Annotated in this window: 19 protein-coding genes; 13 read left to right on the forward strand and 6 right to left on the reverse strand. The window is 60.4% G+C overall.

Features of this window, described 5'->3' with window-relative positions; translation table 11 throughout:
* Nucleotides 1-74 precede the first annotated feature (74 nt).
* From P5689_RS01760 to P5689_RS01770, 3 genes are read left to right on the forward strand one after another with little or no spacing between them, the layout of a single operon-like run.
* The gene (locus P5689_RS01760) at nucleotides 75-1304 is read left to right on the forward strand and encodes an argininosuccinate synthase (protein ID WP_023978699.1); all 1230 of its coding nucleotides are present in this window, start codon (nucleotides 75-77) and stop codon (nucleotides 1302-1304) included.
* A gap of 23 nt (nucleotides 1305-1327) precedes the next feature.
* On the forward strand, nucleotides 1328-1816 hold the full coding sequence (locus P5689_RS01765; protein ID WP_062164749.1) for an FKBP-type peptidyl-prolyl cis-trans isomerase: 489 nt from the start codon (nucleotides 1328-1330) through the stop codon (nucleotides 1814-1816).
* A gap of 10 nt (nucleotides 1817-1826) precedes the next feature.
* A complete protein-coding gene (locus P5689_RS01770; protein ID WP_285531884.1) occupies nucleotides 1827-2282 on the forward strand; it encodes a cytochrome c in 456 nt (151 codons plus the stop codon).
* 84 nt (nucleotides 2283-2366) lie between these two features.
* Here the strand turns inward: P5689_RS01770 and P5689_RS01775 are convergent, their stop codons facing one another.
* Nucleotides 2367-2897 (reverse strand): thymidine kinase, encoded by a 531-nt coding sequence (locus tag P5689_RS01775; protein WP_285531885.1) that lies wholly within the window; start codon nucleotides 2895-2897, stop codon nucleotides 2367-2369.
* A 124-nt stretch (nucleotides 2898-3021) separates the two neighbouring features.
* Between P5689_RS01775 and trpS the strand changes: the two genes are divergently transcribed.
* Together trpS and P5689_RS01785 are read left to right on the forward strand one after the other, a co-directional pair.
* On the forward strand, nucleotides 3022-4017 hold the full coding sequence (gene trpS, locus P5689_RS01780) for a tryptophan--tRNA ligase (RefSeq protein WP_285533785.1): 996 nt from the start codon (nucleotides 3022-3024) through the stop codon (nucleotides 4015-4017).
* A 61-nt stretch (nucleotides 4018-4078) separates the two neighbouring features.
* Nucleotides 4079-4495 carry a secondary thiamine-phosphate synthase enzyme YjbQ gene (locus P5689_RS01785; protein WP_023978704.1) on the forward strand — a complete coding sequence of 139 codons (417 nt, stop codon included), beginning with the start codon at nucleotides 4079-4081 and terminating at the stop codon, nucleotides 4493-4495.
* 43 nt (nucleotides 4496-4538) lie between these two features.
* Here the strand turns inward: P5689_RS01785 and P5689_RS01790 are convergent, their stop codons facing one another.
* Genes P5689_RS01790 through P5689_RS01800 form a run of 3 tightly spaced genes read right to left on the reverse strand, consistent with a single transcriptional unit; the run spans nucleotide 4539 to nucleotide 7305 of the window.
* Nucleotides 4539-5333, reverse strand: a complete 795-nt coding sequence (locus P5689_RS01790) for a ribonuclease T2 family protein (RefSeq protein ID WP_285531886.1) — start codon at nucleotides 5331-5333, stop codon at nucleotides 4539-4541.
* The gene (gene fghA, locus P5689_RS01795) at nucleotides 5330-6187 is read right to left on the reverse strand and encodes an S-formylglutathione hydrolase (RefSeq protein WP_031240802.1); all 858 of its coding nucleotides are present in this window, start codon (nucleotides 6185-6187) and stop codon (nucleotides 5330-5332) included. Before fghA ends, P5689_RS01790 begins: the two co-directional genes overlap by 4 nt.
* On the reverse strand, nucleotides 6184-7305 hold the full coding sequence (locus P5689_RS01800) for an S-(hydroxymethyl)glutathione dehydrogenase/class III alcohol dehydrogenase (RefSeq protein ID WP_023978707.1): 1122 nt from the start codon (nucleotides 7303-7305) through the stop codon (nucleotides 6184-6186). The genes fghA and P5689_RS01800 overlap by 4 nt, the downstream gene beginning before the upstream one ends.
* A 132-nt stretch (nucleotides 7306-7437) precedes the next feature.
* Here P5689_RS01800 and P5689_RS01805 point away from each other — a divergent pair, with 132 nt between their 5' ends.
* From P5689_RS01805 to P5689_RS01830, 6 genes are all read left to right on the forward strand, one after another.
* Entirely contained in the window at nucleotides 7438-8313 is an 876-nt protein-coding gene (locus tag P5689_RS01805; RefSeq protein ID WP_023978708.1) for a bestrophin family protein, read from the forward strand.
* Nucleotides 8314-8411: 98 nt separating this feature from the next.
* A complete protein-coding gene (locus P5689_RS01810) occupies nucleotides 8412-9002 on the forward strand; it encodes a CarD family transcriptional regulator (RefSeq protein WP_023978709.1) in 591 nt (196 codons plus the stop codon).
* Between the two features lie 99 nt (nucleotides 9003-9101).
* Nucleotides 9102-9902: a glucose 1-dehydrogenase gene (locus P5689_RS01815; RefSeq protein WP_285531887.1), complete on the forward strand. Its 801-nt coding sequence runs from the start codon at nucleotides 9102-9104 to the stop codon at nucleotides 9900-9902.
* 20 nt (nucleotides 9903-9922) lie between these two features.
* Nucleotides 9923-10285 (forward strand): response regulator, encoded by a 363-nt coding sequence (locus P5689_RS01820; protein WP_023978711.1) that lies wholly within the window; start codon nucleotides 9923-9925, stop codon nucleotides 10283-10285.
* Nucleotides 10286-10344: 59 nt separating this feature from the next.
* Complete coding sequence (locus P5689_RS01825) at nucleotides 10345-11793, forward strand: tetratricopeptide repeat protein (protein WP_152530193.1); 1449 nt, start codon at nucleotides 10345-10347, stop codon at nucleotides 11791-11793.
* The gene (locus tag P5689_RS01830) at nucleotides 11783-12409 is read left to right on the forward strand and encodes a nucleoside/nucleotide kinase family protein (RefSeq protein ID WP_285531888.1); all 627 of its coding nucleotides are present in this window, start codon (nucleotides 11783-11785) and stop codon (nucleotides 12407-12409) included. The genes P5689_RS01825 and P5689_RS01830 overlap by 11 nt, the downstream gene beginning before the upstream one ends.
* Before the next feature lie 60 nt (nucleotides 12410-12469).
* Here the strand turns inward: P5689_RS01830 and P5689_RS01835 are convergent, their stop codons facing one another.
* Both P5689_RS01835 and P5689_RS01840 read right to left on the reverse strand, forming a co-directional pair.
* Nucleotides 12470-16618 carry a translocation/assembly module TamB domain-containing protein gene (locus P5689_RS01835; protein ID WP_285531889.1) on the reverse strand — a complete coding sequence of 1383 codons (4149 nt, stop codon included), beginning with the start codon at nucleotides 16616-16618 and terminating at the stop codon, nucleotides 12470-12472.
* Between the two features lie 86 nt (nucleotides 16619-16704).
* The gene (locus P5689_RS01840; protein ID WP_408868524.1) at nucleotides 16705-18924 is read right to left on the reverse strand and encodes an autotransporter assembly complex protein TamA; all 2220 of its coding nucleotides are present in this window, start codon (nucleotides 18922-18924) and stop codon (nucleotides 16705-16707) included.
* Nucleotides 18925-19283: 359 nt separating this feature from the next.
* Here P5689_RS01840 and P5689_RS01845 point away from each other — a divergent pair, with 359 nt between their 5' ends.
* Both P5689_RS01845 and miaB read left to right on the forward strand, forming a co-directional pair.
* The gene (locus P5689_RS01845) at nucleotides 19284-20105 is read left to right on the forward strand and encodes a lysophospholipid acyltransferase family protein (RefSeq protein WP_285531890.1); all 822 of its coding nucleotides are present in this window, start codon (nucleotides 19284-19286) and stop codon (nucleotides 20103-20105) included.
* A gap of 286 nt (nucleotides 20106-20391) precedes the next feature.
* A complete protein-coding gene (gene miaB / locus P5689_RS01850) occupies nucleotides 20392-21774 on the forward strand; it encodes a tRNA (N6-isopentenyl adenosine(37)-C2)-methylthiotransferase MiaB (RefSeq protein WP_285533788.1) in 1383 nt (460 codons plus the stop codon).
* The last annotated feature ends 103 nt before the right edge of the window (nucleotides 21775-21877 follow it).

Raw genomic sequence — 21877 nt, forward strand, 5'->3', positions numbered from 1 at the left:
GGCTGGCCAGTGCGCGAGGCGAGTGATAAGAATGACTCTGTATTTGTCATTCTATCAGAGGGAAGCCTGGCCTCATGACTGCCCGGGACGTCAAAAAAGTTGTTCTCGCCTACTCGGGCGGGCTGGATACTTCCGTCATTCTGCGCTGGCTGCAGAAGGAATATGGCTGCGAGGTGGTCACCTTCACCGCCGATCTCGGTCAGGGTGAAGAGCTGGAACCGGCACGCCGCAAGGCCGAGATGTTCGGCGTCAAGGACATCTTCGTCGAAGACCTGCGCGAAACCTTCGTCAAGGATTTCGTGTTCCCGATGTTCCGCGCCAATGCGCTGTATGAGGGGCAGTACCTGCTGGGTACGTCGATCGCGCGTCCGCTTATCGCACAGCGCCAGATCGAGATCGCCAAGATGGTCGGTGCCGATGCCGTGGCCCATGGCGCGACCGGCAAGGGCAATGATCAGGTTCGCTTCGAGCTTGGCTATTATGCGCTGCAGCCCGACATCAAGGTCATTGCGCCGTGGCGTGAGTGGAACCTGACCTCGCGCACCAAGCTGCTGGCTTTTGCCGAGGAAAACCAGATTCCGGTCACCAAGGACAAGCGCGGCGAGGCGCCTTTTTCGGTCGATGCCAACCTGCTCCACTCGTCTTCCGAGGGCAAGATCCTCGAAGATCCCGCAGTTGCTCCCGATGAAATCGTTTTCCAGCGCACCATCTCGCCCGAAAACGCGCCCGATGTCGCAACTGAAATCGCCATCGATTTCTTTGAAGGTGATCCGGTTGCGCTCAATGGCGTCACGCTTTCCCCCGCCGAACTGCTGACGCGCCTCAACAAGCTCGGCCATGACAACGGCATTGGCCGTCTGGACCTTGTCGAGAACCGTTTCGTCGGCATGAAGTCGCGTGGTATCTACGAAACACCGGGCGGTACGATCCTGCTCACGGCGCATCGCAGCATCGAATCCATCACGCTCGACCGCGAGGCCATGCACCTCAAGGACAGCCTGATGCCGCGCTATGCCGAGATCATCTACAATGGCTTCTGGTTCTCGCCCGAGCGGCACATGCTGCAGGCACTGATCGACACCAGCCAGAAATCGGTCACGGGCCGCGTGCGGCTGAAGCTCTACAAGGGCAACGTGATCTGCGTCGGCCGCGAAAGCCCGAACAGCCTGTACGACACCCGCGTTGTCACCTTCGAGGACGATGAAGGGGCCTATAACCAGATCGACGCTCAGGGCTTCATCAAGCTCAATGCGCTGCGCCTGCGTCTGGGTGGCCAGATTGGCCGCACCGGCGGCCAGCCCTGATCGCCAGCGTTCAGAGGTACACCATGCGTATATCCCGCTCCATCAAGACCCTCGTTGCCGGGGCGTCTTTCCTCGCTCTCGCAGCCTGCGGCGGCCCGAAAGAAGAGCCGGAGCTGACGCCCGAGCAGTTCATGGCCAAGGTCCGCGCGGAGCCGGGGGTCAAGACCCTGCCCGACGGTCTGGCCTACAAGGTGCTGAAATCCGGCCCCAAGGACGGCGAACAGCCGTCCAAGGGTCGCCAGATGATGCTGATCTATGAAGGCCGCCTGCCCGATGGCGGAATCTTCGATAGTTCGGAACAGCATGGCAACGGCGCCTATATGCAGATGCCTCTCGACGGCCTCGTGAAGGGCTGGATGGAAGCCCTTCCGATGATGCATGTGGGCGATACCTGGATGCTCTATGTCCCGCCCGAGCTGGGCTACGGCAAGCGCTCCATGGGTATCATCCCGCCGAATAGCCCGCTCGTGTTCAAGATCCAGCTTCTGGGTCTGGGTGGTCAGGAACAGTAAGGGTCTGACCATGCGCGCGCCCCTCGCTCTTGCGCTTGTCGCCGCTCTCGCTTTGACAGCCTGCGGCAAGAAAAGCGCGGGGCAGAAGATCTACGGCCCCAATTGCGGCATCTGTCACCATGGCGGCAACGGCCTGCCCGGTGAAGTACCCCCGTTGGTCGGGCGCCTTGACCTGATTGCCAAGACGCCGGAGGGGCGCGACTATCTGGCGCGTGTCATGCTGAACGGTCTCGATGGCCCCATCGAAGCCAATGGCGGCCACTATAATTTCTCCATGCCAAGCTTCCGCAGGCTGAGCGATGAGCAGCTTTCGCTCATCCTCAACTGGTTGATCTCGCGTGGCGCGACACATCCCGCACCTCAGATCACGCCCGATGTCATCGCGGCGGCCAGAAAAGAAGAAATCGGCTCCAATCGCGTCCATGCCATGCGGCAGGCCCTTTCGGCCAAGGGACAAATTCCCTGATCCAAGGCTAGGCAAAAAGGGGCTCTTTGTCTTAACGAGCCTCCTACCCTGCCTTTACGGTAGCGTCGTGTGGGCGACAAACGCTCAGGGTGGCGCCCAGTGGCTTTCGCAACGGGCTTCGTAAAGATCGTCATCGCCCGTCTCGAGTACATACGCGGTCTGGCGCTTCTTGGCCGTCCAGTACGCCGGCGCCCCGCAAACATGGCAACGCGCCTGCAGCAGGACATATCGATCAGCCATGGCACGCAGTCGCGCCATGACATCGAATGCCTGACGCATGAAATCAGTGTCGAGGCCTGACACACTGACATGAATTCCCTGGCCCAGCGTCCGGTTGATATCGGCCACGACGTCACCCGCATAATGCGGCGCGATCATGAAATGCCCCTCATCAAGCAGGATATGCTCGTATTCTGTGGCGTCATCCGGCCATGCCCGTACCGATCGTGCGGGGCGGCTCAATCCCACACGACTATGGATAGCGGCACCTGAGCGCGTATCGAAGGCAGGGGCGAGACACAGTGTGGATCGGACATCCGGGTGCTCCTGCAACAGATGGGCAGATTTTCCCGCAAACATCGGGCCTGCATAGACTGTCAGAATTCCCCGTACCAAAAATCTTCTCCCGCTGCTCGATGCGCAGGGTCAAACGCGCATTGGCGAGGCATTACAGGCATTTGCATGGGCTCGGCAATCTTTCCACTTGACCGCTATGGCAGCACATTCGACAACACTGCCCATGCAACGTGTATTTTCCGGCATTCAGCCGACCGGTGTCCCCCAGCTTGGCAATTACCTTGGCGCAATCCGCAACTGGGTCCGGTTGCAGGACGATCATGACTGCGTTTTCTGCCTGGTTGATATGCACGCCCTGACCGTGTTCCGCGAGCCCGCGCAACTTCGTCAGGACAGCCTGGCGCAGGCCGCCTGCCTGATTGCCTCGGGCATCGATCCGCAGAAACACGTGCTCTACAACCAGTCTGCCGTCAGCGCGCATGCGCGTCTCGGCTGGATTTTCAACTGTGTGGTTCGCCTTGGCTGGCTGAACCGCATGACGCAGTTCAAGGAAAAAGCGGGCAAGGACCGTGAGCAGCATTCTGCCGGCCTGTTCGTTTACCCCGCCCTCATGGCGGCGGACATCCATGCCTTTCACGCCACACGCGTACCCGTTGGCGAAGACCAGAAGCAGCATCTCGAAATCGCAAACGACATCGCTGCCAAGTTCAACCATGATTACGGGGTCGATTTCTTCCCCACGATCGAGCCGCTCATCCCGCCTTCCGCCGCACGCGTCATGAGCCTGCGCGACGGCACAAAGAAAATGTCCAAATCGGATCCCTCCGCGCAATCACGGATCGAACTGACGGATACGGCTGATGAGATCGCGCTGAAGATCCGCAAGGCGAAATCGGACACGGAACCCCTGCCCTCGGAAAATGCCGGTCTCGCCGAGCGCCCCGAGGCACGCAATCTCGTCACCATTTTTGCCGCCATGTCCGATTTGAGTAATGACGACGTTCTGGCGCGCTTTGGCGGCCAGGGCTTTGGTTCTTTCAAATCAGCGCTGGCCGAATTGCTGGTGGAAAAGCTCGCACCCGTCGCCAACGAAACCCGTCGTTTGCTTGAAGATCGCGCGCATCTCGAACAGATCCTGCGTGAAGGCGCGGCGCGAGCCAACGTGATTGCCGAGCCGATCGTGACTGAGGCGGAACGCCTCGTGGGTTATCTGCGCTAGAACTGCCAGCAACATGCAGGGAGCCGGTGCAGACCACCGCGCTCCGGAGGAGGTCCATCTCATGAAGCAGGCATTTCACCGTCTGTCGGTACGCACCCGCGGCAAGGGCCTCACCATGATCACCGCCCCGATACTCGATTGGGTATCGGAGAGCGGAATAACGGACGGGCTCCTCACCCTGTGGTGCCGGCATACCTCAGCATCACTCATCGTGCAGGAAAACGCTGATCCGACGGTGCAACAGGACATCAACAGCTATTTTGAGGATCTGGTGCCCGAAAGCCGGGCCTATCGTCACGATTACGAAGGCGCTGACGATATGCCAGCCCATATCCGCTCCGTACTGACCAATGTTCAACTCACGATTCCGGTCATGGGCGGTCGGCCGGTGCTGGGCACATGGCAGGGTATCTACCTTTTCGAGCACCGCCGCGCCTCACACGGACGCGAGATTGTGCTGCATCTCCTCGGTGACTGAAACCTGACCGGCATGCGCCAGACATGCCGGTCAGACAAGGCTTCTACCAGCGCTTGACCCAGAATTCCGCCGGGCAGTTATCCTGATTTTGCGGCGATGCCAGATAGCTCCCTGCCGCAGGGAAGAGATGCATCTTGCCGGGTGCCAGCGTGAACCAGAGCTGCGTCAGAACAATGCGTCCCTCATGATCGGTCTCGCATCGCAGCTGCATGGCACGTGGCAGGGTGGTCTGGCTCGCTGTTCTGAAAAACGCCACAAGGTCATCATGACGCACCCGCAACCCGGCGCGTTCGGCAAGATAGGTACCCATCGGTGACTGCGCGAACCGCTCGCGCAAGGCGCTCGCCTTGGCGAAGAACGGACCCGCAGAATAGCCGAAGCAAGCCCCGTGTTTGACCCACTCATGTGTGATCAGCGAAGGCTGGGTGTGCGGCATGATCTGGTTCAGCGTCGCGCTCATGGCGTTATCGAGCACAGGTGCCTGAGCATCGGGCTCGAGCAGGCTGCACCCGTCACGCCACCAATGCTCAACCGGAATACTCTGCGCCTCCAGCGAATGGGGTTCTGACGCCCATAGACCGTGAAGCCCGATCAGGGGCTGGCGTGGCTGATCGGCGCTACATCCTTTGCCGACAGTGCAAAAGCCGGGCTGCCACGTCAAAGCCAGCGTGTTGTGATCGAAGTCAGCGTGACGTGTCGGTGTCAAGGCGGTCGGCCAGGGTGCGGGTCCGGTGCTGCATCCACCGAGCGCCGTCACACCCAGCGCCATGACAACCAGTGCGAAGCATGAGAGAGATCGCCATAACGCGCCCAGGCTCGCGGAAAGGGACTTGATCATCGGGAGGAAGCTCCGAGCAGGCTTGCGTGATGGGCCACATGGTCACGAATAACGGTCTGGATGAACCAGTATGAGTGATCGTATCCCTCATGATAGCGCAACGTGAGCGGCTGCCCTGCCGCCGCCGCCGCATTTTCGATCAGATCAGGCCTCAATTCCTGTGCGAGGAAAGGGTCCGCGACCCCCTGATCGATCAGGATGCTGGCAGGATGGATGCGATCCGCCTCAAGCAGCGAGACTGCATCCCATTGCGCCCAGATATCACGATCACTGCCTAGATAAGCCGTGAATGCTTTCTCACCCCAGGGAACGACCGAGGGATGCACAATCGGAGCGAGCGCGCTGATCGAGCGCCACTGATCAGGATTGCGCAGCCCATGCACCAGGGCACCATGCCCACCCATCGAATGACCCATGATCCCGAAAGATGCGCCATCGAGCGTGAATAGTCGCTTCAGCAGCGCGGGAAGCTCTGCGTCGATATAGCTGCCCATACGGTAATGTCGGTCCCAGGGTGTGATGAGCGCGTCCAGATAGAAGCCTGCCCCGGTGCCGAGATCATAGCTTTCCTCCTCGCCCGCAATGCCTGCACCGCGCGGCGAGGTATCGGGGGCCACCAGCATCAGCCCGTGCTCTGCGGCATGGGCAATGATTGTCGATTTCTGCAGGAACGTCTCATGCATGCAAGTGAGCCCAGCAAGCAGGAAAAGCACCGGAACGACCTCACCACGCAGCGCCTGCGCGGGCTGGAAAACACTGAATTGCGCATCCAGACCCAGAACTTCGGATCGGTGCCGCCAGCAAGTCACGCTGCCGCCGTGACAAAGCTGATCGGTGATTTTTTCCGGCGTCAAGCGTCGAATTCCACGACGGAGCGGATCGACTTGCCCTGGCTCATCAGCTCGAAGCCATAATTGATCTCGGACAGCTTGAGATTCTGGGTAATCAACGAATCAATATTGATGCGCCCTTCCATATACATGTCGACGATTCTGGGCACATCGGTGCGCCCCCTTGCCCCGCCGAAAGCCGAGCCGATCCAGCGCCGTCCCGTCACCAGCTGAAATGGACGCGTGCTGATTTCCTGACCGGACCCGGCCACGCCGATCACGCAGGAAACACCCCACCCGCGATGGGCGCATTCGAGCGCCTGACGCATCAGCTTCACATTACCCACACACTCGAAGGTGTAATCCGCGCCTCCACCGGTCAGCTCGACCAGATGGCCCACTAGATCGCCATTGGGGCCCAGATCGGCAGGGTTGACGAAATGCGTCATGCCGAACTCACGCGCAATGGTGGCACGCTCGGGGTTGAGATCGACACCGACGATCTGCCGGGCACCGACCATGCGGGCCCCCTGCACGACATTGAGCCCGATCCCCCCCAGACCAAACACCACAACAGTCGACTCTGCCTCAACCTTGGCCGTGAACAGCACGGCGCCAATCCCTGTCGTCACGCCGCATCCGATGTAGCAGATCTTGTCCAGCGGCGCGTCGCTACGCACCTTGGCCAGAGCGATCTCGGGCAGCACAGTGAAATTGGCAAAAGTCGAGCAGCCCATATAATGATGGACCGGCTGCCCCTTGTAGGAAAAGCGCGTTGTGCCGTCAGGCATAAGCCCCTTGCCCTGTGTGCCGCGTATCGAGGTGCAAAGATTGGTCTTGCGCGACAGGCAGGACGGGCAGTTCCGGCACTCGGGCGTGTAGAGCGGGATGACATGATCGCCCGGCTTGAGCGAGGTCACCCCAGAGCCGACCTCGCGCACAATGCCCGCCCCTTCATGGCCGAGGATGGCAGGAAACAGGCCTTCCGGGTCATCACCGGACAGGGTGAACTTGTCCGTATGGCACAGGCCTGTGGCCTTGATCTCGACCAGAACCTCGCCCGCGCGCGGTCCCTCGAGCTGTACCGTGTCGATTTCCAGCTTTCGACCGGCCTCGAGTGCAAGAGCGGCAATCACATCCATCTTATCAAATCTCCGATCACAGGCTGTTCACGATACGTCACAGAACAGATTACGTTTTAACGAGTTTTATCGGGGGCGTCCTGTCTAAGATATCGCCCCAGCCCAACAGCAGCTTTTGAGGACCAAAACACCTTGATCGTCGACAAGAATTACGGCCTTTGGATCCTGTTACGTGAGACAGCGGTCCCACTTGGTATTCTCGCCTTGTGGGATTTCGTCGTCGTCATTCTCTATCAGGTCTATCATCAGGAATGGATGGAGCAACCTGCACTTCCCATCTCACTGATGGGCTCGGCACTGGCCCTCTTTCTGGGTGTTCGGAACAATGCCGCCTACGCCCGCTGGTGGGAAGGCCGGTCACTCTGGGGCCTGATCACGAATAACTGCCGCTCCTTCGCCCGAGAGGCCGCAACGCTGCTGGGTGGCCGTCCTGACCTTGCACGCGCCATGGCCGCTTATCCCTACCTGCTGCGTACAGCGCTTTCCAATTTGGAGCAGGGTCCGGAAGCCCGACGCCTGCTCACGCCAGAGATGTATGAGCGCATCATGGCCCGCAACAACAAGCCCAACGCGCTGCTTTATGAAATCGGCCTCGGTGTGGCTGAGGAAGTGGCGCTCAAGAACATCGATGGCGCCGTGCATGGCACGGTTGATCGTATCCTGTCCGATCTTGCCAATGCCCAGGGTGGGTTGGAGCGCATCAAGAACACGCCGCTGCCCATACAATATTCCGTCCTGCCGCTGCTGGTGGTGCATGTCTTCTGCATCGTGCTGCCGCTTTCGGCCGTACAGTCGCTCGGCTGGATCACGCCGCTGGGTTCGAGCCTTGTGGGCTTCCTGTTTCAGGCGCTGGACAAGAGCGGTCGCGATCTTCAGGAACCGTTCGTCCCCAGCAAGCACGCCCTGCCCATGCTGACCATGTCGCGCAATATCGAGATCGACCTGTTGCAACCCATCGGCGACGATGTCGGCAAGCCCATTCCACCCAGCCGTGGCGTGCAGCCCTGATCGCTCTCGATACCTTGCCCGCCTGGCGGATGCACACCGGGCAACAGCCTGTCAGAGGCACAAGACAAACTGTGGAATTTCTGATATAGGCCTGTGCCATGAGCACGTTCAAAACCCCTCCCAAGGGAGGCATGACAGACGCGATGGCGCGTAGCGCCGCCGCGCTGACCGCAACACAGGCCGACTCTCATGCCGGAGACGACGATCCCTTCCAGGAAGGGGATTCCATCGTCTACGCCGCACATGGTGTCGGTCGCGTCGACCGCATCGGTGTCGATGAAATTGCCGGAACGAAGCTGGAAATCATCCAGATCTCGTTCCCCGGCAACCAGATGACACTGCGCATCCCTCTCTCGAAGGCCCGCAAATCGGGGCTGCGCAAGATCGTCACGCGCGATATTGTCGAGAAGGCGATGTCGATCATCAAGGGCAAGCCGCATGTCAGCAAGGGCATGTGGGCGCGTCGTGCCGTTGCCTATCAGGAAAAGATCAACTCGGGCGATCTGATCCAGATTGCCGAAGTGCTTCGTGACCTGCGCCGCAACGTCGACAGCCTCGATGGCAGCTTCAGTGAGCGCAAGCTGTTCGAAGCGGCACAGGAACGCTTCGTGAGCGAAGTGGCCGTTCTCGAAAACAAGGACCCTACGGCCGTCCTTCAGGCTCTGACAGAGACCATGAAAGCGGCCTGAGGTTTCAGGCATCCTTTCGCGCCCGGGTGCGTTTCACTCTTCAATCTGACCTGCCAGCCCTCAAGGGCTGGCTTTTCTCATGGAAGAGGAGCGCACCGCGTGGCTGAAGAAACGAGCAAACGTTTTGCCCACAAGAAGATCCTGATCACAGGAGCCTCACAGGGTATCGGCGAAGATGCAGCCATGCATTTCGCTCGCGAAGGCGCGCAGGTCGCCATCAATGGCCGCAAGGCGGAAAAGCTACAGCCTCTGCTGGAAAAACTCCCGAAACCGGTTGATGGCAATCATCTCATCGTCGCCGGCGACATGTCGGTCGAGGAAGATGTCAATCGCGTGATGAAGGAAACACTCGAAGGCTTCGGCGGTCTCGACGTGCTGATCTGTAACGCTGGTATGCAGATCGAATGTCCGTCGGAGGAGATCGCCCTCAAGGACTTCAACATGGTGATGGCCGTGAACGTCACAGGCGTTGTCCTTTGTGCCCGTGCCGCGCTGAAATACTGGCGTGAGAACGATGTCCCCGGCAATATCATCGTCAACAGCTCGGTGCATCAGCAGATCCCCAAGCCGCATTATCTCGGGTACTCGGCTAGCAAAGGCGCAGTTGGTAACATCGTGCGCACGCTGGCACTCGAATATGGCCGCTACAATATTCGCGTCAACGCTGTTGCCCCCGGCGCCATCGTCACCCCCATCAATGATGCCTGGGTGAAGGATCCGGAGAAATATGAGGCGACGGCCAAACATATTCCGATGAAGCGCCCGGGTGAGTGTCGCGAGATCTCCGATGCGATGGCCTTTCTTGCCTCCAAGGAATCAAGCTATATTACGGGGCAGACCCTGTTCGTTGACGGTGGGCTGACGCTCTATGCCGATTTCGAACAGAACTGGTCGTCCTGAATCGTTCGAGATCCACGCCTATGTCACTTCCTCCTACCATCCTTGTCGTCGAAGATGATTTCCTGATCAGATCCTGCCTGATCGAATTCCTTGAGGACAGCGATGTACATGTACTGGAGGCCGATACCTGCGAATCGGCGCGACGGTTGATCGATAGTGATCAACCGCTCGACGTGATGATCATGGATATCTCCCTGCCGGATGGCAGCGGGGCTGATCTCGGGCAGGAAAGCCGCGTCAAGCGGCCAGACCTGCCCATCATATACACAACAGGCCACGGTGTGCAGGTCGACCAGAACTCTCGCCTCGACCGTGTCATGACCAAACCCTACCAACTGGATGCCATACTGAGCGTGGTTCAGGAGCTCGTTCCGGAGTCTTGACCGTGTTCTCCCAAACAGCCCAAACAACAGCCCAAGACGTGGAGACGCAGCAGACTCTCTTGGCGGAATCCTTTCGGCGGCAGGATATGGCGCAATGTCTCGCACTCCTGAAAAGAATGGTGCCGGGACAAGGAGCCCACCCTCTCGAGGGCCTTCTACGGCTGGCTGAGGCGCTGGACCGACGCGGTGATCTCCTGATGCTCGTTGAAACTGCGAGCAAGAGCGCGCCTGACGATTGCCGCCTGCTCGAACTCAGTGGCACATTGCTCATGCAGAGAGGCGAGCTGGCTGAGGCTGTTGCCCGCCTCGAACTGGCCGTATCGCGTCGCCCCTGTCATCTACCAGCTTTGAGCCTGCTGGCCACGGCGCTCAATCAGGCCGGGCGGTTCAATGAGGCCCGGGCCGTGCTCGACAGGATCTACACCCTGGACCCTGCCGATCCGAGCTCGCTCTCCAACATCGCCTATCTCATGTCTGCAGCTGGAGACATGGACGCGGCGCTCAACCTGTACCGGAAAGCCATCCAGATCCAGCCCAATCACCCGCAGATGCGGCTGAATTACTCCATCGCCCTGCTCAAGGCCGGATATTTCCAGCAGGGATGGACCGAGCATGAATGGCGGTTCCAGCTTCCCGGCCATACCTCCCTGCCCATGGCGCGCCTTTTGCCCAACATCACCCCCGCGCTGGACCTTCGAGGCAAAAAGGTGCTGGTGACCCATGAAGAGGGATACGGCGATACGTTCATGTATCTGCGCTACATCCCGCTTCTTGCCGAGCGCGGGGCGATCATACGCGTCTGGGGGGCCGGCATCATGGCGGATCTTTGCCGTCGTGTTGCCGGGGTCGATAGCGTACAGGTGGGCGGAGATATTCCGCCATATGACTACCATTGCCCGTTCATCAGCCTGCCCCGTGCTTTCGCAGCCAGCAAAACGCCATTCGGTATCACACCGCCCTACATCACGGCCGATCCAGCGAAATCCGCCCGCTTTGCCACGCGTCTCGCGCAGGATAGGAAATTGCGGGTGGGCATTGTCTGGGCCGGTGCGCCCCGCCGGGATCAGACCGAAGCCTATATGCTCGACCAGCGCCGTTCGATGCCGCTCTCGGCACTGGCTCCGCTTTTCTCGCTCGATGGGGTCAGCTTCTACAGTCTTCAGAAAGGTGACGCAGCGGCACAGCTCGCCTCAATGCCCAACCCCGTTATTGACCTAATGCCTGCAATCGAGAGCATGGATGACACGGCAGCCCTGATCGACAACCTCGACATCGTGGTTTCAGTCGACACCTCGATGGTCCATCTCGCAGGTGCCATGAACAAACCCGTCCTGCTGATGGACCGGATCAATCCGTGCTGGCGCTGGATGACCGACCGTGAGGACAGCCCGTGGTACCCTTCCCTGCGCATCGTTCGTCAAACCACAGCGTGGGAATGGCAGGACGTCGTCTCCCGGGTGAGGAACATGATCTCACACAACGCCGAACGGAAAATCCATGACGCATGATTATCAGGCCGCCAAAGCGCGCGTATCCCGGCTCCTGACACGGCCGGGGCGGGTGATTCTAGGGCTGGCTGGCGCACCGGGGGGCGGAAAATCTACCCTCGCAGCCCAGCTTGCTGAAGATTTCGCTGATCAGGCCATGGTCGTGCCCATGGATGGCTTTCATCTGGCCAATCGCGAACTGGCGCGCCTCGGTCGAGCTGGCCGAAAAGGTGCTCCCGACACCTTCGATGCGACCGGCTTTGTGAGCCTGTTGTTGCGCATACGTCATCAGGAAGATCAGATCGTCTATGCGCCTTTTTTCGATCGTGCGATCGAGGAGCCGATCGCGGGCGCCATTCCGGTTCTGCCCAATGTGAAACTGGTCATCGTGGAGGGAAACTATCTTCTCTGCGATGGTCCCTGGAGCCCGGTCCGCGTCTGTCTGGACGAAAGCTGGTTTGTGGCGACCGACGAGGCGCAACGCAATCTGTGGCTTGAAGCGCGGCACGTTCAGTTCGGGCGCACACCGGAAGAAGCCAGGGCGTGGATTGAGAGCACCGATGCCCCCAATGCGCAGGTCATCCTCGCGACGCGCGACAAGGCGGATTGGATCTACGTGCCAGCACTCACAAGTTAGCGCCATTAGTGGCTGCCCGGTTGTCGCCTCCTCTAGCGCCAACCGGGACGTAACATCGGCTCAGTAGTCAAAACCATAGCTGAGCCCGACACTCGAACCGGGATCATTCTCCGGCGTGGTAAAGCCGGTGATCTGTCCTCCCGTGCCAACCGTCGTGTTCAGCTTGAGCCTCTTGGTCAGATCCACCTGAACCTGCGCCTGCGTTCCCGAACCGCTCGTCGCCTGCTTGGCCCCGACATAAACGCCTTTCATGACGTATTTCCCGGCCTCAAGGCTCGCACCACCATTATTCACCCCGCTGCCACCGCCCACAGCCAGACGGTCAAGCCCCAGAAACCCGCGAACCTTATCGAGCGGATCGAAGCTCGATCCACCGCTGATCTGGGCGACCGCAGCCGCCAGGCTGGCCAGCTGGGTGGGTGAGAGCGAGGCCGTCGAGCTGCCGAAGAGCAGCATGGCCAATACCTGATCCCGCGGAAGCGATGGCTGCGATGTAAAATCGATCTTGGGCGCGCTTGCATAGCCACCCACCACAAGGCTTGCCACGGTCCCCTGCACATTGCGATCGGCCCGGAAATCGAGCGATGGATCCAGCTTGTGATCCACGCCCGAGCCATCGAAAGCCACCCGCCCCTTGGTGAAGTTTAGATTGACGCCGGCAAGGTTGAAGAAGCCACGCTTTAGATCAAAACCGCCAGATATATCCGGCGCAGTACTTACGCCCCCGACATGGAGCTTGCCCGACATCTCCGCATCGAGACCATGCCCCCGCACGAAGAAGCTGCCGGGTGAGATCACGTTCAGATCCAGCCCAATGATCATGGCCCGTGTCGTGGCCTCGCGCTTTTCGCCGGGTCGTATCACTGTGAGCTGCGGCACCGAGGCGGGCATCGAATTGGGAATATTCACAATCACGGAGGGCAAACGGATGGTGCCATCGACATCGAGGCGCGTAGAGAGCTGACCATGGGCCCTGACATCCGTATCGATCACGGCGGTCAGCAAATCACTTGTGATCGGCTGGGCCTTGTGGGCAATGACCTTAATATCAAGCGGCAATCCAGGACGGAGCACCCCGACACTCCCAGACAGGGCGATGGTGCCCTTTCCTGCATGCGCCAGAACATCCTGCAATGTGAGCGTATCATTGGCGGCAATAATTGCGCCGTTGATGTCGGTCAGGCGCACGCCCTGCCCGTAATGGGCAAAGTTGATCGCCTCAAGGGTGACTCGGCCGGTCGCGGAGGGAGACGACACCGCACCCCCAAGGGCCAGATCAATCCTTGACGTGCCACTCAGGGCCATGCCCTGTGCACCCAGAACGGCATTGGCGACCGCCAGATCCACCGCGCCATTAACCTTCAGATCAAGATTTCCTGCCTCACCTGTCGGCACGCTCCCCGCCACACGCAGACTGATGCGACGCCCGGCGTCGGCCTGCGCATTGATTTGCGCCCGCTGTCCAGAGAGGGTCGCATTGGCCTGCATGTTCAGAGCGGGCAACGATTCAGCCGGCCCGCTGCGCATATGCAGGCCCGACAAGGTCACGCCAACCGTTCCGGTAGGACGCGACAGATCACCACTGAGATCCGCCTGCGCGGCAAGATTACCGGAAGCATCCAGTGTCGGCATAAAGGGCTTGGCAAGCGCCGGCGTGACACGGGCCACACGCAGATGCACGTCCAGACGTGGTTTGATCGTACCGGACAGATCAAGTGTCGCGGGCGCGACGCCGGGGGGTGCTACAGCGACTTGCAGACGATCCACGCCGGTCTTTTCACCGAAGCTGATGGTACTCACACCGGCGCTTCGAAGGGTCTCCCCCTTGAGGAGCGCAGATAGACGATCGAGCCGGACGGTCTTGCCAGGAAGATCGAGCAGGAGGGCTGTATCCAGCGTCGCAGGTGCCCCCAGTACATGGTCGAAGCTGCCTTTCGCGGCTAGCGCCAACGCATCGAGCGTACCCCGTGCCGACAAGGTCGCCCCACCCCTCATTTCCTGAAAGGCAACACTGCCCACAGCAAGCCTAAGATCCATATCCGGCTTATCGACGGGATTACGCACCGTGCCAGCCAGATCGAGCGTCCCAATGCGGGCCGGATCCGCCTGCACGCCCCCCTTGAGCGACACGGTCAGAACAGGAGGCGTTTCGGGCGTCGGATCGCTCGTCTTGAGGTCAAGCACGAGCCGTCCCCCGAGTTTTCTTCCGGCCAGCGCGGAGAAATCGTTGAGATTACCCGCCGTGACAGCCAGATTGCCGAGCGGCAGTTTGGCCCCGGCGGGCAATGTCAGATGCCCCTTGCCGGAGAGACTGGCCCAGTCGAGCGCCGTCAGATCAAGTTCCACCTCTCCATCCTTGTGGCGGGCAAAACCTGCATCGATCGCAAGCTTTCGGCCATCGAGCTTACCATCGGCATGCAGCGTCCCTTCCGGCGCGGAGGGGAGATGGAGCAAGGCAAGGTCAAGGGTCAGCGGGCCGGAAGGGACAGCGCTGGCACCGATCTCTCCCTTGAGCTGCAGCTTGGCCGCAAGATCATCCAGCGGGCCTTCACTATGCGCCGTCAAGGCCACATGGCCATGCATCTGCGGTGCCGCCGCCTTGAGGTCAGGCAAGGCCAGCAAAAGCTCATTGACGATGGAAGGCTGCGCACCCAGCGTCATCGAGCCTTCGTCACGAAGATGAAGGGCGCGACCATCGACAGTGAGCGCCTCTATCCTGACCTGGCGTGCGGCTTTAGGCCCGGAGACCATCGTGGCATCGAGCCCGAGCGAAGTGTCGGCACCCAGCAGCGCCACAAGCTGCTTCATCCCTCCTGTGATCGCGAGCTTGTCACGCAGCGCGATATGGGAATTGCCATCAGGTCTATAGGTATAGTCGAGATGAGCAACATTGTGCCCGGCCAGGTCGAGCTTGCCGATGCCCGCCAGCGGTTTGAGATCGGGCAGCACGAGGTCGAGCGCCCCGGCAATATCGGGTTTCAGCGTGCCGGTTGTGCTGATCTGGAACAGCGGATGCGTGACCGTAAGCGAGAAAGGTTGCGTCGCTTTCTCCGGTGCCGCGTCGAGAACCGCGTCAATCGGGGCTTGCGCCAGCAATCCGGCAGGGACACCCGGCGCCCGGACGCCGTCCGCGTGTGCATTGAGCCTTATCCTTGCCGCCTTCGGCCCCTGTCCTTCATCGCCAGCAAAACGCAGGGCCAGATGATTGATGCCAGCCCCGGCAGCGGACAACGCGTCAATGTCGAGTGTACCATCCCCGGATGGCGCGAGCAGATCTCCGCGCAGATGAGCCTTGAGGGCTATGCTGGACCACGCAACACCTGCCACAGGCTTCATGGCGGGCGTGGAGGCAGAAAGCCCTAAAGTACCAACATGATGAGCGAGGTCGAGATTGCCCTGCGCATCGGCCCGCACGGCACCGGCTTGCAGCGCCAGTCTGAGATCATTCGCCCGGACAGGTCCGTCGAGGTCGAGCGTGAGTGTCAGGGGGTCAAGTTCATCAAGCTTCGCAGCCTGCGCAACAAGACCATGCGCGCCGTCCTGGACCCGAAGATGCAGGTTGATTGCATCGCGTGGTGTCGCCAGCGATACCGCTATGCTCGCCGGACGATCCAGACGCCTGATATCGAGCCTCAGATCGGCCCTCGGCAATTTGCCGATCTGTAGCCCGTCGAGCACGGGTGCGAGATCCGCCAGCGTCAGATGCCCCTGTGCCGAGGCGCTAAGCGGGAAACCTGCCAGAGGCTTGCCCAGATCAATACGGCCGATGTCGAGCCGGGCAAGCGCGATACCAAGGTGAAGACTGGACGGCTCGTTCGATGCGGGCGCTGGAGCAGGTGCGGACGGGTCCGATACGGGCAGACGCTCGAAGCGCAGGGAAACAGCCTGCAGGAGCGATGCGCGCACCGTCATATGGATAAGCGCAAGTGGCGACCAGTTGAGCCGCGCTTCATCGACAGTCAGATAGGGGCCGAGATGATCATGGAGTGTGATCCGCCTGATATGCAGGCGCGATGGAATGAAGCCACCCACCCCCTGCAACTCGACCATACCACTAGTCAGGCTCGCGGTCTGACGCTCGATGACGCGCTGACCGTAAGGAATATTGACGAAAACCAGTATGGCCACGAGAGTAATCGTGACCAGCGCTACGGGCACACCAACCACCAGCCCGGTCACCCACAGCAGGATACGACGCGTGCGCGACATGCGGGGTCTGGTGTTTTGTGCCCTATCCGCATCAAGCGAGGCCGTAGCGGTCGCGTGCGAAGCCCTACGTCGGGGAAAGCGGATCATCAGAACGTCTCCCCGAGACCAATATAAAGTTCCCACTTGTCACCGTGGGGCGGTCGATTGGCTGGCAGGGCGACATCGAGACGCACAGGGCCAATCGGGGTGTAATAGCGGACACCCGCGCCATAACCGACCCTGAGCTTTCCCTGGAACGGACGACTTCCGACGCCAACCTGACCGGCATCGACAAACGCAGCGGCCCCGAAGCTCTTGAGGATACGCTGCCGATATTCCACCGTCCCGGCATCGAGCGAGGTTCCGCCTATCCCGTATTTACCGTTCTGCGGCCCGACACCCTGATAACGGAAGCCACGCACAGTTGCGGGTCCACCAGCATAGAGGCGTTGATCAGGCGGAATCTGATACGTCGATGCGCCCTGCACTGAACCGACAATACCACGCACAGCGATAACCGAACGCCCAGGGGCCGTCAGCCCGATCCGGTTCAGGTCGAAATAGGTCGATGCGCCGGCACTCATGATTGTGAAAAACGTGCTGCCGCTCTCGAGTGATTCGGAGGGCGTGATATTAACGTTCGCCCTGATCCCATGCGTGGCAGGATCAATCGGGTTAGCAAGCTCGGTCGAATCGTAATTGGCGCCGAGCGGCAGCTGCACGATCAGATAATCGGTCGAGACGCCAAACTGCTTGATGTTTTCCTGCTCGGCCAGAACGCTCCCAGACACGTTCCAGTAGCGGCTGAGCTTTCTGATCAGCCCTCCACGCACCAGCAACGCGGTCTGGTGATAGGAATAAAGGAGCTGACGGATGCCTTCGACGCGCAGGCTGAGATTCTGGTCGCGCCGCATGAAGTCCGGCTTGAGGAAGTCAGCATAGACATCGTAGCCGAGCCCCTGCTGGGCACTTCCACCCAGTCCCGTGACGAGTGCCGTCAGACGCAAACGCTCTGCCGCACCCAACAGATTGTGATGTGTCCAGCTCGCACCAACCCGCCCACCGAGATCGGTTGAGTAGCCTACCTGCGCCGAAACCGTATGCCGCCGTGACTCTTCCAATGTGAAGCGAAGCGGCATGGCCTGCGAGACGCCCGGTGTCGCCTTTCCGCGCGCCAGTGCCACCAGTGGTGGTGCATCGTGAACACCGACGGAAGAAAAGATCCCGACACTGGCCAGATCCTGTCGCGCCTCCTCAATCTTGCTGGGCTGATAAAGCTGACCCTCGCGAATGAGCAGACGGCGACGCAGAAATGCCTCTCTCGTGCGTTTCTGCCCTTCAAAGCTGATCGGGCCGATATCCACGACCGGGCCCGTGCCAACTGCAAATTCGAGGTCCAGCGTATGCGTAGCAGGTCTTAGATAGGCCAGTGGTGTCGCAACGCTCGCCTGAGCATGACCTTCCTCAAGCAGAACATGTTGCAGCGAGGACTGGGCCGCGAGAATATCACCGGCAATGGCCTTCTGTCCGGCCTCCAGGCTGAAAGCCTTCTGCTCCTCGGCACTCAGCGTAACCGGCGTAGGTGTCATGGCATGCGCTGCCGTCGCCGCGCCAGGTGCTACCGGTTTTCCGACCGACGCAGTCCCTTGCTGCGCGCCATGTGACGACGCAGCATCCTGTTGTACCGCCCCTCTATCCCCGGGATTACCGGTGCTGGACGGTGATGCATGTTGCCCCTGAGCATCGGCCGCTCCTGCATCATGCGGTAATCCGTCATTGAGAGGACCGCTGACAAGTGTGATCTTGCCAATATGAAATTGCGGCCCCGTCTCGGGCTTGATCGTGATATGCAATCTGCCCTGGCTGTGCAGCGCCGCAAGGCGGTCCGGCAATGCCGGATTGCGACCATCAATGGTCTGTCCGTCAGGCAGTTTGACGCTGATCACAACTTTGCCCGCGTAGAAACCGCGGCTCTCCAGTGCTGTCTGTACACGATCATAATCGCCACGGATGCGCCCTGCGAGCGCGTAGGGATCGACAGCCTTCGTTTTTTGCAGGGAAATCAGCGTCGATGCCGCCTGAACCATTGGGTCCAGTTCCGGGTCGCTCGATGGTGTAATCTCCACCTGATAGGCCGTGTCAGGCTCGCCATTCTTGCCTGCGCTCTTATCCTTGTGGGCTGCAAGAGCGCTGTCTGGCTGCCCGAAGGCCGCTAGAGTGGCCGCAGAAACGATAAAACACAGGGCAGGCGTTCGCTCAGGCCGTGACCGCCTGACCCCGGTTTCAGAGTGACGAGAAAGGCGGGAAGCGCGGTAAAACGACAGCAATAGAACTCCTGCTGCAGGCTGAAATCCTGAATTCGGTGGCAGAAAACCGTGTCAGGATCATGTCACGGGAGAGCCGGCAAGAAAAGGCACTGTGCAGCGCAAAACCAATGCGGGACCATCCTCCTTGAGCGTTCGCCCCTGCGTTTCGTTCAATCTTAATAAAATCGATCCCGGATGGCTGTTGTCCGGCTTGACCGTTTCACGCTAGGTATCAGGCAATGACAGACGCGATCACGCGCCGCCGTCCTGCTAGTGACGCTTCCGGCCCCGACTCCTGGACCGCCCCGCTTGAACCTGCCCTCCCTATGGAGCGTGCATCGGGGAATGGTATGATCTGCCGGCTCCGCGCGATACGTCGCATGGGTCTGTCTTGCTTATGGACGCTCGTTGCCAGTGTCCCGCAGCGCATCCTGCTCAAGCGCCAAGGTGCGGCAAAGATCGTTTTTGCACGGTTCTACTGGGCAACCATCTGCCGCATTCTTGGCATGCATGTTCGGGTTGTTGGTGAACCTGCCGGAACGATACGCGACAGTATTGCCGTAAAAAACGGCGAGCGTCCGGTCATTTTCGTCGCGAACCATTCCTCGTGGCTTGATATTGCTGTCGCCGGCGGCATCCTGCCCACCGTTTTTGTCGCCAAACAACAGATTGCCGACTGGCCCGTGATCGGCACCCTTGCGCGTCTCGGCCGCACGATCTTCGTCAGCCGTCAGCGCAACAACACGGGTCGCGAATTGCAGGCGATGACCGACCGCCTCAACAATGGTGACAATCTGATCCTGTTCCCGGAGGGCACCTCGACTGATGGCACGCATGTGCTGCCCTTCATGTCGTCCTTTTTCGCCATCGCGAAGCCGAGCCGTATCGATACGACCCTGCCAACGCCGCCTTCCGTCCTGATCCAGCCTGTCTCGATTGTCTATGACCGCCTCGATGGTCTTCCCATCGGTCGCGCACGACGCACAGCGCTGGCCTGGTACGGCGATATGGACCTCGCACCCCATATCTGGTCTGTCACGCAGTGGCGCTCTCTGGGAGCCACCGTGATCCTGCACCCCCCTGTCGATCCGGCGGATTACCCGAGCCGCAAGGAGCTTTCGACTGCGGTTCAGGAGATCGTGGCGCAAGGCGTGGCACAATTGCACCATAATCCCGAGCACCCGGAGCCGGTGCAGCACTGAAGCAGGCGGGCCGCGCCATTATGTCCAGCCGTAACAGCACGTATGGCACGGCTAGCATACGCGCCCTGCATCGCTGCGCAGCACAGCGCATGAATATTAGCCATGCATTTACCGCTACCTTGCGCTACAAAGCGCGAAGGACATATCGAAATGATCGGCTCCGCCTGATGGACAGCCCCCGCATTAAAATGGTGCGTGCTCTCCTATCGTTGCCGACACAAGCGGACCACAGGGCCAAAGGTTAGGATACGTGAACGTCGAGACTTTAACCGACAGCACTCTCCCCGTGCAGAACGACAGCCAGACCAACGCGCGTGGGCTGCATGTCATCACCTGGGGCTGTCAGATGAATGTCTATGACAGCGCACGCATGACCGACGTGCTTGCGCCGCTTGGCTTCAAGCCGGTGACCACGCCAGAACAGGCAGAGATGGTCATTCTCAACACGTGCCATATCCGCGAGCGCGCTGCCGAGAAGGTGTTCTCGGAGCTGGGCCGCCTGCGCAAGATCAGTGAAGAGCGCGAGACCGCCGGGCTCAGCCGCTCGATCATCGCCGTTGCCGGCTGCGTGGCCCAGGCAGAAGGCGAGGAGATCCTCGCCCGCGCGCCCTATGTCGATATCGTTCTCGGCCCGCAGACCTATCACCGCCTGCCCGAGATGGTGGCGCGTGCCGCCCGTGCTGGCGGTGCCGTGATCGATACGGATTTCCCGGTCGAGATGAAGTTCGACTTCCTGCCGCAGGATTCTGCCCCTCAGGTGGAAGGAAACCTGACAGCGTTCCTGACCATTCAGGAAGGCTGCGACAAGTTCTGCTCCTTCTGTGTCGTGCCCTACACACGCGGCGCCGAAACAAGCCGTTCCCTCCCTTCCGTGCTGGCCGAGGCGCGCCGTATGGTGGAGAGCGGCGTCCGGGAGATCACGCTGCTCGGGCAGAACGTCAATGCCTATCACGGCGATGATGGCGAAGGCGGTACGGCCGATCTGCCACGCCTTGCGAAAGCCCTGGCGGAACTGCCCGGCCTTGAACGCATCCGGTACATGACGTCGCATCCGCGCGACATGGACCAGTCCCTGATTGACGCGCATCGTGACAATCCTGCGCTCATGCCTTTCCTTCACCTGCCTGTGCAGTCCGGGTCGGATCGTATCCTCAAGGCCATGAACCGCGGTCATACGGGCGACGAGTACCGCGCGCTGATTGCGCGGCTGCGTGAAGCTTGTCCCGATCTTGCTCTTTCTTCCGATTTCATCGTCGGCCATCCGGGGGAAACGGAAGAGGATTTCGAGGCGACGATGCAGCTTGTGCGCGATGTCGGTTTCGCCCAGGCATTTTCGTTCAAGTACTCGCCCCGCCCCGGCACACCAGCAGCCGGCCAGCCCTTCCAGATTGAAGAGGCGGTCAAGGACGAGCGCCTGCAACGTCTGCAGGCCCTGCTGCGTGAGCAACAGGACGCCTTCAACGCCGATATGGTTGGCCGGACACTGCCTGTGCTCTTTACCGGGCGCGGCCGCAAACCCGGACAGATCACCGGGCGTTCACCCTATCTGCAACCGGTTCATGTCGAAGGGACCGATGACCTGATCGGTCAGACCGTGCCGGTTGTGATAACCCAGCGTCTCACCAATTCGCTGGCTGGTATACTCTTACGGGAGAGAGTCTGCGCTTGAGCCACCCCACGGCACCCCAGTCGCATCCCGGATACGGGACCAATGACCGTAACTCCAGGCGGCACCTCCCGCCTGAAACCCCTCCTCACGAACAGGGACACCG

It is taken from the genome of Asaia sp. HumB, assembly GCF_030263835.1.
GTDB classification, from domain to species: Bacteria; Pseudomonadota; Alphaproteobacteria; order Acetobacterales; family Acetobacteraceae; genus Asaia; species Asaia bogorensis.

What these genes read in the sequence shown, in the direction of transcription:
- trpS (WP_285533785.1), top strand. Translation starts at nt 3,022, where the DNA reads ATGCAACGTGTATTTTCCGGCATTCAGCCGACCGGTGTCCCCCAGCTT.
- P5689_RS01790 (WP_285531886.1), bottom strand. Translation starts at nt 5,333, where the DNA reads ATGATCAAGTCCCTTTCCGCGAGCCTGGGCGCGTTATGGCGATCTCTC.
- P5689_RS01845 (WP_285531890.1), top strand. Translation starts at nt 19,284, where the DNA reads ATGGGTCTGTCTTGCTTATGGACGCTCGTTGCCAGTGTCCCGCAGCGC.
- P5689_RS01770 (WP_285531884.1), top strand. Translation starts at nt 1,827, where the DNA reads ATGCGCGCGCCCCTCGCTCTTGCGCTTGTCGCCGCTCTCGCTTTGACA.
- P5689_RS01810 (WP_023978709.1), top strand. Translation starts at nt 8,412, where the DNA reads ATGAGCACGTTCAAAACCCCTCCCAAGGGAGGCATGACAGACGCGATG.
- P5689_RS01760 (WP_023978699.1), top strand. Translation starts at nt 75, where the DNA reads ATGACTGCCCGGGACGTCAAAAAAGTTGTTCTCGCCTACTCGGGCGGG.
- P5689_RS01835 (WP_285531889.1), bottom strand. Translation starts at nt 16,618, where the DNA reads ATGTCGCGCACGCGTCGTATCCTGCTGTGGGTGACCGGGCTGGTGGTT.
- P5689_RS01830 (WP_285531888.1), top strand. Translation starts at nt 11,783, where the DNA reads ATGACGCATGATTATCAGGCCGCCAAAGCGCGCGTATCCCGGCTCCTG.
- P5689_RS01800 (WP_023978707.1), bottom strand. Translation starts at nt 7,305, where the DNA reads ATGGATGTGATTGCCGCTCTTGCACTCGAGGCCGGTCGAAAGCTGGAA.
- P5689_RS01765 (WP_062164749.1), top strand. Translation starts at nt 1,328, where the DNA reads ATGCGTATATCCCGCTCCATCAAGACCCTCGTTGCCGGGGCGTCTTTC.
- P5689_RS01820 (WP_023978711.1), top strand. Translation starts at nt 9,923, where the DNA reads ATGTCACTTCCTCCTACCATCCTTGTCGTCGAAGATGATTTCCTGATC.
- P5689_RS01785 (WP_023978704.1), top strand. Translation starts at nt 4,079, where the DNA reads ATGAAGCAGGCATTTCACCGTCTGTCGGTACGCACCCGCGGCAAGGGC.